Genomic DNA, 11,571 nt, shown 5'->3' on the forward strand with positions numbered 1-11,571 from the left:
AGGATGATGAAAATGAATAGCACACGGATGACACGGATCGGATGAACGCTGATTTTATTTATTTCAGTTTTTTTCGTGTTTATTCGTGTTCATTCGTGGACTATTTTCAGGAGAAACGGTCATGTCCCGCTGGGGCACAAACGAGGATGAAAATGTGTGGAGTGCGGTAGCGAGCTTTCGCTTTCTTCGGACAAAGCGAAAGCAAGCTTTCGCACTCCAAAGGCTATTTTCAGGGGAAACGGGCATGTCCACAGGGTGGACACAAATGAGGATGAAAATAGTAGGTAGGAGATAGAAGGTAGGAGGTAGGCTTAAGGAGTGATGTTTTCTTTACTTTCTACTTTCTACTCTCTACTTTCTACTTCCTCATTTTCAGGAGAAACGGTCATGAGTCTGCGACTCACAAATGACGATGAAAATAAAGGAAGGATGCGGGCGGGAATGCTGAAGTCGAGCAACGCAGGCTAAAGCCTGCGGCTACCAGCCTTCTCGAGTCCCGAACCCTGAGTCCCGAGTCCCTATTTTCAGGAGAAACGCTCATGCCCACAGGGAGTGGGCACAAAGGAAAATGAAAATTAAGGGACTCGGGGCTCGGGATTCGGGAATAAAAAATCCCCTAACCCCTTAATCCCCCGCCAGCGGGGAGATAAAAAAATAAAAATCTGTGTAATCTGCGAAATCTGCGGATTATTTTCAGGAGAAATCTCTTACAGAACTTTCTCCTTGACAAAAGAATAAAAATTTGATATTCGTTACCTAAAAGAAGGATAAATTATGTTCCCCAAAGAAAGACTCAAAGAAATCATATAGCGGTTATTAACTGGAAGTTTACATAGGATAATACCCATAAATAAGGCATGAGAATAATCGTTCCGTTAGGAACATAATATCGGTAGAAATAGATAGACAAATCAATACAGTTCCGTAGATGGTAGAAAATTTATGGAAAGCCATTTACCGATATGTTGTCCCTATGGGACATTAAATGAAGGATGAGGTAGAATTTTTCACATTCCATTTTTTCCCATTTTATCATAAGAAAATGGAGGAAGGCAAGCCAAATGGACATAATTGTCTAAAAATATAGAGAGTTATAGCCCTAATTTGACATAGTGTAGTAATGGTTCACGCATAACTTGTTAATTCACTACGAGTAGTTACGAGTATTTAATTCTAAGTAAAGTTTTGAATAATAACTGCTATAAGCACTATTTCCCTGGTTACCATACAAATATATATTTCAAGGTTATTGTATGGTAACAAAATGCGCTTGACAAAAGTTACCATACATGGTATCATTTTTACAAGACTGTATGGTAACAGGAGCGTAGGTGATGAAAGTTATAAAAGGTGTATTAGAAGAAGAGCTTGAAAATTCTCTTAGAATGAAAGAAAAATATGAGGATGTTCTGTCGAATTTGTCCAAAGGAAGCCTGGTGGAAAAAGAGATAAAGGGACATAGATATTACTATATAGTCTTGAGGGAACATGGAAGGGTCAAGTTTATCTACAAAGGTAAACTTTCTAAAGAAGAAATAGAGAAATACCTTGAAATTAAAGAGTTAAGGCTTAAATATAAAAAGCTTCTTTCCCAGGTGAAAAAGCAAATAGCCTTTTTAGAGAGGTCATTAAGTGGAAAAGAAATACGAGCTGTGTCTTGAAGTATTAAGAAGACTCCAAAAAGAAAGGGTGTTAGAAGAGATTATAATTGTTGGTAGTTGGTGTATCTATTTTTACCGGGAATATTTCTCAAAGACTAACTATTCTTCTTCTATAAGGACAAGAGACATTGACTTTTTGGTTCCTCTGCCATTACACCTTAAGAAAAAAGTAGATATCCCTGAACTATTGAAGGATATGGGTTATATTATCGACTTTCATAGAAGTGGTTATATCAGGCTTTTGCATCCGGAACTCATCATAGAATTTTTAGTGCCGGAAAAAGGCAGGGGAGTGGATAAACCATATCCTTTACCCCAGTTAGGGGTGAATGCTCAAAGGCTACGATTTTTGGATTTTCTTGCACAGAATACAATAGTCCTTAAAACAGAAGAACTCACTTTAAATCTTCCCCATCCTGCTGCCTTTGGATTGCATAAACTTATTGTTTCTTCCCGAAGAACTAAAGAGGAGAAACGAATCAAAGAAAGGGAAGAAGCAGTAAAGGTCTTAAATGCTCTAATAGACCAGGGTGAAGAAAAGTTGATAAAGGATTTGTTTGATTCTATGCTCGCAGGCTGGAAAAAGAAGATACTAAATATCCTGAAGAAATTCGGAGGAGAAAGGATATTAAACATCTTAGAGGAGTAAAATCCATTAAGTGTGGAGGAGAAATAGAATACCATGAACCACAGTAAAGCATATCCATATTTAAAAGCAACCCTGGATGCATTGATTGAGGCGGCACCAGGTTGGGCAAAAGCTCCGGCTAAGTTCTGGTCCTCTTTATCCGAACAACTGAAGGATAAATCCAAAGAGAAAATCAAACAGTTAGAACAGGAGATAAAAGGGATTTCTAAAGATGATCTGGAGACAATGATCAAGGAGACTGGATGCGAGCAGAAGGAAGATATTGAGCTTATAATCGGAGCAGTGTCGTTAATCCCTGGACTTTGCCAGAAGATGGATTATCGGTTTGATAGAGTAGATAGTGTGCTTGAGGAAATGAGCGGGAAGCTGGATGAACTTTTGAGGAAACCAACATCTGAAAAACCCCTCCAGTTCCCTCTTCCATCCAGCTTGCACAACCAAACCCCGCCTGAGCCGAATTTTGTGGGTAGGGTTGAAATGCTTAAGGCAATCACAGATTGGTATAAATCCCTTGAGGTAAAGATTGGGGCATTAGTCGGCTGGGGTGGGGTGGGAAAATCGGCATTAGTCAGAAAGTGGTTTGATAGCTTGAAAGAAAATAACATCCAGCCTGATGGCATATTCTGGTGGGGATTCTATCGCAATGCCTTTCTTGAGCGTTTCCTTGAGGCGCTATTTGGTTATCTCTCCCAGGATAGATTTAAGCTTGATGACTACAAGACCTCCTGGCAGAAGATAGACAAAATAAAAGAGCTTCTTTTGGGAAGGGAATATCTCATTATCTTAGATGGACTTGAAGAGATGCAGAAATCACAAACAGGCGAAGAATTTGGTAAGCTGCAACATTCAGAGTTCACAGACTTACTCAAATACATTGCTGATGCAGATTTTAAAGGCTTATGCCTGATAACCACAAGGTTCCCTTTAACTGACATTGAGAAATACCCAAGCTATCAAAGGCTTGAGATAGAGGAGTTACTAAGAGAGGATACCCGGCTACTGTTTCAAAAGATTGGTGTAAGAGGAAAAGAAGATGAGATAGATACATCTGGGAAGAATTTAAAGGCCATACCCTAAGCCTTGTCCTCTTAGCAAATTATTTAGGCACGGGGGGTGATATTAAGAGAGCAAAGGAAATACCGCCATTCTATTCTGACCAAGAGGCAGGTGGAAAGGCACATAGAATCCTCCTCTGGTATGATAAGCAATTAAATGAAGAACAAAGAGACTTTATGAAGATATTCTCTTTATTTAGAGGTGCTGTCTCGGAAAGGGAGTTTAGGGAGGTATTCCAAACCAGGGTAGATTTCCATTTCCAGAGAATGGTAGATAACCTTTGCCAAAGAAGGCTCATTACCAAAGGCTCTGATAATACCTACACCACCCATCCCTTAATCAAGGGCTACTTTGAGTCTATATTTGATAAAAAAGAAAAGAAGCTAACCCATAAGGCAATCTATGAATACTTTGGAAAGATAGCAAAAGATAAACCAGAGACCTTAGAAGAGATGCAGCCTTTGTTTGAGCAGGTGCATCATGGATGTTCTGCCAGGCTTTATGATGAGGTGTGGAAGGATGTTTATCGGGATAAAATTGGAGGGTATCCATGCGGATATAAACTCCAACATAAGCTTGGTGCCTGGGAGACCGACCTATCCCTTGCCAGAACCTTCTTCCCGGATGGTAACCTTTCACAGATGCCGCAGGTAAGTGAGAAGAGCGACCAGGGCTGGTTGCTCAATGAAGCAGGACTGGCACTTCTTTCTACAGGACGGCCAAAAGAGGCAGAAGAACCATTGAAAACAGCAATCGGGTTATATGTTGAAGACAAAGAACTTGCTTATGCCTCTGCAGGTTATCAAAACTTGGCTAACCTTCAGTTTCGAGTAGGTAGGCTCAAGGAGGCAGATGAGAGTGCAAAAAAGGCACATGATGTAGCAGAGAAGGCAGGGTCTGAGAAGAATATCCGCAATTCAAAAGCCTATCTTGCCTGGATACTTCATCTTGCGGGCAAGGATGAGGAGGCAGAAAAGGGGTTTCAGCAGGCAGATGAGCTTCAAAGAAAGATCAGTGGGGATCGGTTTTACAGTATAACTGGAGTTTTCTATGCTGACTTCCTCCTCTCAATCAAGCAGATTGATGAGGCTTTTGAACTTACCAAAGCAAACCTTGAGATCTGCCAGAGGAATAATTTTGTAAACAGCATCTCCCGCTGTCACCGCTGCTTAGCTGCCATTGAAAGGCTAAAGGGAAACCAGAAGGAAGCCAAGGCCCATCTTCAGCAGGCCCTTGAGATTGCCAGAAAGGTTGGTATGCCTTATCTTGAAATAGAAGCCTTGCTTGAGTTGAGCAGGTTGTGGTTGGATATGAAGAAATATAAAGAGGCTATCTCTCAGGCAAACCAGGTCCTGAAGCTATGTGAAAGAACAGGCTTTTTACTCTACGAACCCGAGGCAGAGCTAATCTTAGCCAGGGCATATTTATCCCAGGGAAACCTACAGGAAGCAAAACCCCTTGCCCAATCATCTTACGAAAAAGCCAAAACTATGGGTTATTATTGGCCACAAAAGGAGGCAGAAAGGATTTTTAAAAAATGAAACACATCTTTATTACGGGCAAACCCAAATCAGGTAAGACCACCCTTTTTAAAGAGCTAATCCCTTATTTGAAAGATGAGGGTGGATTTTATACCCAAGAAGTCCTTTACCAAGATAAGCGCATAGGTTTTGAGATTATCACCCTGGATGGAAGAAGGGGTTTATTGGCAAGGAAAGGGTTAAGCTCACCATTTAACCTGGGAAGCTATGGAGTAGATGTAAAGGACTTAGATGAGATTGGTGTAGCGGCAATAGAGGAAGCAATAGAGAACAAAAAGGTTATTGTGATTGATGAGATTGGGAAGATGGAATTATACTCAAAGAGATTTAAAGAAGTAGTACTTAAAGCCCTGGATAGTGGTAAATTTCTCCTGGGGATAATTCACCAGGCTAATCTTCCATTTTTAGAGAGAATCAAAAAGAGGGATGATGTCTTAATCTTAGAGTTAACTTCAGAAAATAGAGGAGAAGTCTTCAAAACCATAAAGGGTATTATAGACTCCTGGTTATGAGAAAAAAGTCTGTTGCTATACTAAATATAATAAGTTAGACTAAAAGAGATTAAACCACGAAGGACACGAAGGGCACGAAGTGAAATTTGACACATTATCAAATAAACTCATTGTAGAACTCAAAAGTGTTGAGAGAACATTATCTATTCATGAAGCTCAAATATTGACATATATGAAGTTAGCAAATATCAAAGTTGGTCTATTGATAAATTTCAATGTAGAAAGATTGAAAGAAAACATAAAAAGATTTGTCTTGTCCAATCTTCGTGACCTTCGTGCTCTTCGTGGTGAATAGTTACAAAAGAAAGTAGATGATATTCTAAATTCAATATTCAGGTTTGCCCCCAATACTTCACTCGGTTGGTCCTTTTGAGGACAAAAACAACTTTTTCGTTATCCTGTGAGATAGATTAGTGGTAGAACGGAATCTGAGCTCGGTCTAAATAAGATAACAGGCGACGAGGTGCTGATTACCAATATTTTTAAGTTTGGGTATCTGTTTTTTGCAAATATCTTTTACCAGAGGACATCGTGGTGTAAACCGACATTCGGGCAATGGATTAATTGGCGCCGTAATTCGTCCTTTTATATCTACGCGTGGTCGTTGGTAGTCTGGGTCTGGTATGGGCACAGCAGACAATAACGCCTTTGTATATGGATGTTGTGGATTTTTAATTATCTCTTCCGTTTGCCCCATCTCAATTATTTTCCCCAGATACATTACCGCTAATTCATCACACATATAACGCGCTACCGCCAGGTCATGGGTAATGAATAAATAGGTTAAATTAAATTCATCCTTCAAATGCAGGAGTAAATTCATTATTCCTACCCTGATTGAGGCATCTAACATTGATACCGGCTCATCCGCAACAATAAATTCAGGTTCAACAACTAATGTGCGGGCGATAGAGACCCGTTGTCGCTGACCACCACTTAATTCATGGGGAAAACGGTGTATAAATTCCTGTGGTGGCGTAAGTTCTACTACCTCTAAAGCCTTAAAAATCTTCTCTTCTCTATCTCCAATATGCTGAATTATTAATGGCTCAAGCAAAGTATCCATTACCGTCATTCTGGGATTTAATGATTCATACGGGTCTTGAAATATCATCTGCACTATCTTGCGGAACTCCCTTAATTGCCTTCCTTCAAGATGCTCAATATCTTTACCGTTAATAAAAACATTGCCCGCGGTAGCGTTATGCAATCTGACCATCAATTTCCCGCAAGTGGTTTTACCACTGCCACTTTCCCCAACTAATCCAAGCGTCCTTCCTTTATTAATTGAAAAACTTATTTCATCTACCGCATAGACGAATTTATGGCATTTTCCCCAAAATCGCGGTTGTAATGGAAATAATTTCGTTAACTTCTCTACTTTAACCATATTATTTATATCATATCATAAAACTATTCTTTTATCAAGTTTTTTTACATTGACAGAACATAGAATTTGTGATAAAATATATAAAAAATGATACCATATCTTATCATTAGTATTATTATAATATTAATGTGCGTTTTATTAGCTGGATTTTTCTCGGGAATGGAGATGGGATTTATTTCTATTAATAAGATTAGATTGAGGCATTTAGTCGAAAAAAAATATCACCGGGCATTAATTGCCCACGATTTATTAAAAGATACTCCACTCCTTTTAGCGACATTATTAGTTGGTATCAATATGGCGATTATTACCGCCTCTTGTGTGACGACTTCTATGAGCCATTTACACAAGATAAATCCAATTTATACGGAGATAATCTTAACCTTTGTCATCCTTTTAATTGGTGAGATAATTCCAAAGAGCATATTTCGTTCGCATTCAACGAAATTAATCTTAAGTTTAATTTATCCCTTGAAATTAATCTATTCGCTTCTTTTACCCGGCGTAAATTTAATGACAAAGATAACTAATCCGGTCATTAATCTCTGGAAAGGTTCTGATTTAAAGACAAAAAGCCCATTTGTGACTAAAGAAGAATTACGATTATTAATTTCAGAAGGAGAAGAGGTCGGGAGTTTAGATGAGGATGAAGAAGAGATGTTAGATGGGGTTTTTAGCTTATCGACGAGGCGGGTAAAAGAGGTAATGACCCCAAGGACTGATATGGTTTGTTTCAATATTGAGGATAATATCTCTGACATATTAAAGGAATTTGAAAAACATCCTCATTCTCGAATACCTGTTTATGATGAAACTATTGATAATATTATTGGCATCATATTTATTAAAGACATCTTTAAGTTTTATGAGAAAGGATTTGAAGAGACATCGGTTATTGAACTTATCCGATTTCCTTATTTTGTGCCAACAAGCAAAAGGATAGATAAGCTCCTGCAAGAATTTCAAGCCAATCATACTCAAATTGCTATTGTTGTCGATGAGTATGGTGGCACCGCAGGTTTGGTGACATTAGAAGATTTATTAGAAGAGATTGTTGGTGAAATTCGGGATGAATATGAGACAAAGGAAATTTTTATCAAGGCATTAGTTGATGGCATCTATCTTGTGGATGCCCGAACCTCTATCGAAATGTTAAATGAAGAATTAGATTTGAATTTGCCACAAGATGATTTTGAAACTATATCAGGATTTATTTTAGATTTATTAGGAAGAATACCCGCACCTGGCGAGATAATTAACTATAACAACCTAAATATGACTATTACTGAGGCAGATGAAAGGAGTATTCTTAAGGTTAAGATTTTTAAAAAGGAGAGATAACTAACAATGATTAATTTATTTTTGTTGACCCGGGAGAAAAAACTTATTACTGATTTTAAAGAAATCAATCTAACAGAGATTTTGAAGAATAATGACCATCTTTTATGGATTGATTTAATTGACCCGACAGATGAAGAAATTGGTATTTTGAGTGAAGATTTTAAATTTCATGAATTAGCCATTGAAGACTGTTTATTTCCACAAAGTCAACCTAAGGTAGATGATTTTGGGGATTACATCTTCATTGTTATTCAAGGGGTTAAAAAATATAGAGAGAATGGTGAGGAAGAATTAAAGACAGAAGACTTAAACATCTTTTTTGGTAAAAATTTTGTCGTAACCGTCCAGGAAGAACCATTTAAAAGTATTGCCAACCTCGCAAGTCGTTGTAAGCAAAATCCTATGTTTTTGGATAAAGGGTCTGATTTCCTGTTGCACGCGATTATTGATGGAGTAATTGATAGTTATCTGCCTTTTTTAGAAGAAATAGATGATAAAATTGAACAGGTAGAGGATGAAGTGCTGGTAAAACCAGGCAAGCAAGCGATAATGAATGAGATATTCTCGTTAAAAAAGCAAATTTTAGCCATTCGCAAGATAATTGGCCCACAACGGGCGGTGATAGGGTTGCTCTCAAGAAGGGATATACCGTTCATTAAACCTAATACACTTATTTATTATCGAGATATTTATGACCATTTAGTTCGCATCGGTGATACGATTGATATGTATCGAGACCTGACAACCAATATTTTAGAAATATATTTTTCCTGGACATCCAGTCGCTTAACCGAGGTAATGAAGGTATTGACATTAATTGCCACCATTATGATGCCACTGACCTTAATTACCAGTTATTACGGAATGAATATCAAACTACCAGAGTTTACCTGGGGATGTATTCGAAGTATGCCATTTGTCTGGGCATTACTAATTGGGACGACATTAGGATTATTAATGTTTTTTAGACATAGAAAATGGATATGAACAGTGATAGGGAGGGATGTCCTTGTTTCCTGAATTCACTTTCTCCCTGTAAATATAGCACTTATTAATCGAAATTTGTAAGCGTTCAGGTGGTGTAACAAAAGGAGATGTGGAGATTAAGGAGATAGGGAGATATTATTAAAAAAATTGAAATTAATAGAAACTAATAGAAATTTATGGAAATTTGTTGTTTTCCACAATCAATTTCTACCTATTTCTATAAATTTCAATCTATTTCTATTATCTTATCTCCATATCACTCTTATCTCCTTATCCCCTTTCTTACACTTTTGATATATAGCCTGAACGGTTACAAAAATTAGGATTTAAAAATGCCATTATATGCCACTAAAGGGATAGTCTTGCGAAATCAAGACTTAGGTGAAGCGGATAAAATAATTACCTTGTTCACTGAAAAATTTGGGAAATTAAAGGGAGTGGCTAAAGGTGTCCGCAAAACAACCAGTAAATTTGGGAGTAGTGTTGAGATTTTTACCTGCGCTGATTACCTGCTTTATGGAAAAGAAGGTAAAGACCTTGATATTATTACCCAGGCACAGATTATTCAATCATTTAAGGAAATCCGCGAGGATTTGAGTAAAATTACAACTGGCTCTTTTATTATTGAGTTGGTAGATACATTAGTGGCAGGCAGAGAAAAAGACCCATTATTATTTTCCCTTATCTTACAAACACTTACCTGGCTAAAAGACGAACAAAATGAGATGATAATACCTGCTTTTACCTTAAAAATAATGACCCTTGCAGGATTAAAACCACACTTTGGCGAAACTTGCGTTTTATGCCATAACTTAATTAATAATGATAAATTACAATTCAGCTCAAGTCAAGGAGGGGTAATTTGTTCTGGACATCAGATTAAAGATGGGATAATGCTAACAGGTAGTCTTAACAGTCTAATAAATCAATTACTTAAATTGGATATTTCCCGTCTAAAAAAGATTCAAGTGGCTAAAAATTTATTATCCACAATCACAGAGTTAATGTTTGATTATCTTAACTATCATCTTCACAAACCACTCAAGTCTATGAATACAATGAAATTAGGTAACCGTTCAGGTAGTCCTTTACCGCAGAGACGCAGAGGAACAGAGAAGATATGGAAATAAATTAGATAACAGAAAAGATTATTGGTGCAGCCATTGAAATACATAAAACATTGGGAGCAGGTTTGTTGGAATCTGCCTATGAAGAATGTTTATGTTATGAGTTATCAATATTAGGGTTACATTTTAAAAGGCAGGTTGAATTACCTGTAAGATACAAAGGAGTTAGATTAGATTGTGGCTATCGGTTAGATCTTTTTGTTGAAGAAGAAGTTGTTGTAGAATTAAAAACTGTGGAGCAATTACTTCCAATTCATGAGGCATAGCTTTTAACCTACTTAAAAATGATAAATAAAAGGGTAGGTTTGTTGATCAATTTTAATGTTCCTGTCCTCAGGGATGGGATTAAGCGTATCGTCCATAAATTTTAATTTTCTTCTCTGCGTCTCTGTGTCTCTGCGGTGAACGGTTACAGAAATCGGATAAAATTGACCAGTGATTTTATTTTACCTGATTATCCCTAATTTCCCTCTCTTCATATTGCCAATCCTATCTGTCAGGATATAAATGTATATTCCAGAGGCAACTCTTTCATTAGCAGAATTCCGACAGGTCCAGGTTATCTTACCTGCGCTATTAGATTCTCTTTCTTCTTCATAAACCAACTCACCAACAATGTTGAATATTCTTATTTTTATCAGTCTATTTTGAGGCAAATTAGCAAAGGTTATTTCACCTTTCTTTGTCGGATTAGGATAACAATAGACAGATTGGAAATCGGTTATTTGAATTTGAGGTGTGGGTGGAGGTAATTTAATCTCTGTATTTTGTTGTTGCTCTGTTTTTACTATTGGTCCAACCATCTCTAAAGTCGCAGGTCCGACCGCAGAAACTCCATCTGTCCAGTCTACCATAATTAACTCATCTTCCCCTAAATCACCAAATATATCAACTTGTGAAGGGGAAAATTCCCCGACCAAACTCGGGTCTCCAATTGCTTCTAAAGTAGCCGTTTTTGCAGATGGTGACTCACTCCCTATCTCTAAAGGATTAAGATTGATTCCAGGTTTCTCTTTTGCCTCTATCAAATAAGTGTAAGTGCCTGACTCTGTAAAACTAATGTTAGCATAATAATCTCCATCGGCTAAATTTCCACTCGTCGGAACAAACCCCATTGGAAAGGGACTACCAAAAACTCTTTTCCCATCTTTATATATCCACAGGTGAACATATTTTGGCAGATTCCCATCCGCATCATAATATCGAACTTTATAAGTAAATAAAGTTACATTTACTGTGCCATAATCAGGGTCAACTGCATCAGATGTAAATCCCGACTCACCTGTCCAGGTAAGTATTGGAGCATT

The 11,571-nt window shown here is 37.5% G+C and carries 12 protein-coding genes and 2 pseudogenes; 12 read left to right on the forward strand and 2 right to left on the reverse strand.

The annotated features are described in order from the left end of the window. Nucleotides 1–318 precede the first annotated feature (318 nt). The 7 genes and pseudogenes from AB1422_11380 (at nucleotide 319) to AB1422_11410 (ending at nucleotide 5,714) form a co-directional block, all read left to right on the forward strand. Nucleotides 319–468 (forward strand): hypothetical protein, encoded by a 150-nt coding sequence (locus AB1422_11380; GenBank protein ID MEW6619917.1) that lies wholly within the window; start codon nucleotides 319–321, stop codon nucleotides 466–468. Nucleotides 469–1,334: 866 nt separating this feature from the next. Further along, entirely contained in the window at nucleotides 1,335–1,661 is a 327-nt protein-coding gene (locus AB1422_11385; protein MEW6619918.1) for a hypothetical protein, read from the forward strand. Then, nucleotides 1,633–2,310 (forward strand): GSU2403 family nucleotidyltransferase fold protein, encoded by a 678-nt coding sequence (locus AB1422_11390; protein ID MEW6619919.1) that lies wholly within the window; start codon nucleotides 1,633–1,635, stop codon nucleotides 2,308–2,310. Before AB1422_11385 ends, AB1422_11390 begins: the two co-directional genes overlap by 29 nt. Nucleotides 2,311–2,343: 33 nt before the next feature. After that, a complete protein-coding gene (locus AB1422_11395; GenBank protein ID MEW6619920.1) occupies nucleotides 2,344–3,387 on the forward strand; it encodes an NB-ARC domain-containing protein in 1,044 nt (347 codons plus the stop codon). Between the two features lie 155 nt (nucleotides 3,388–3,542). Continuing rightward, nucleotides 3,543–4,907, forward strand: a complete 1,365-nt coding sequence (locus tag AB1422_11400) for a hypothetical protein (GenBank protein MEW6619921.1) — start codon at nucleotides 3,543–3,545, stop codon at nucleotides 4,905–4,907. Beyond that, nucleotides 4,904–5,419: an NTPase gene (locus AB1422_11405; protein MEW6619922.1), complete on the forward strand. Its 516-nt coding sequence runs from the start codon at nucleotides 4,904–4,906 to the stop codon at nucleotides 5,417–5,419. Before AB1422_11400 ends, AB1422_11405 begins: the two co-directional genes overlap by 4 nt. Before the next feature lie 73 nt (nucleotides 5,420–5,492). Beyond that, nucleotides 5,493–5,714 (forward strand): annotated as a pseudogene (locus tag AB1422_11410) (GxxExxY protein). Between the two features lie 144 nt (nucleotides 5,715–5,858). On the opposite strand, the gene AB1422_11415 reads toward AB1422_11410, so the two are convergent. Further along, nucleotides 5,859–6,809, reverse strand: coding sequence for an ABC transporter ATP-binding protein (locus AB1422_11415; GenBank protein ID MEW6619923.1), 951 nt, complete (start codon nucleotides 6,807–6,809; stop codon nucleotides 5,859–5,861). A gap of 87 nt (nucleotides 6,810–6,896) precedes the next feature. Between AB1422_11415 and AB1422_11420 the strand changes: the two genes are divergently transcribed. From AB1422_11420 to AB1422_11440, 5 genes and pseudogenes are all read left to right on the forward strand, one after another. Next, nucleotides 6,897–8,150, forward strand: coding sequence for a hemolysin family protein (locus AB1422_11420; protein MEW6619924.1), 1,254 nt, complete (start codon nucleotides 6,897–6,899; stop codon nucleotides 8,148–8,150). A 6-nt stretch (nucleotides 8,151–8,156) separates the two neighbouring features. Beyond that, nucleotides 8,157–9,137, forward strand: coding sequence for a magnesium/cobalt transporter CorA (corA, locus tag AB1422_11425; protein MEW6619925.1), 981 nt, complete (start codon nucleotides 8,157–8,159; stop codon nucleotides 9,135–9,137). A gap of 176 nt (nucleotides 9,138–9,313) precedes the next feature. Next, the gene (locus AB1422_11430; protein MEW6619926.1) at nucleotides 9,314–9,460 is read left to right on the forward strand and encodes a hypothetical protein; all 147 of its coding nucleotides are present in this window, start codon (nucleotides 9,314–9,316) and stop codon (nucleotides 9,458–9,460) included. Nucleotides 9,461–9,469: 9 nt separating this feature from the next. Further along, entirely contained in the window at nucleotides 9,470–10,267 is a 798-nt protein-coding gene (recO, locus tag AB1422_11435; GenBank protein MEW6619927.1) for a DNA repair protein RecO, read from the forward strand. A gap of 5 nt (nucleotides 10,268–10,272) precedes the next feature. Continuing rightward, a pseudogene (locus AB1422_11440) lies at nucleotides 10,273–10,635 on the forward strand (GxxExxY protein). Nucleotides 10,636–10,710: 75 nt separating this feature from the next. Here AB1422_11440 and AB1422_11445 read toward each other — a convergent pair. Beyond that, the coding region (locus AB1422_11445) for a T9SS type A sorting domain-containing protein (GenBank protein MEW6619928.1) at nucleotides 10,711–11,571 on the reverse strand (861 nt) is incomplete at its 5' end.

Source organism: bacterium, assembly GCA_040757115.1.
GTDB lineage: Bacteria > UBA9089 > CG2-30-40-21 > CG2-30-40-21 > SBAY01 > JBFLXS01.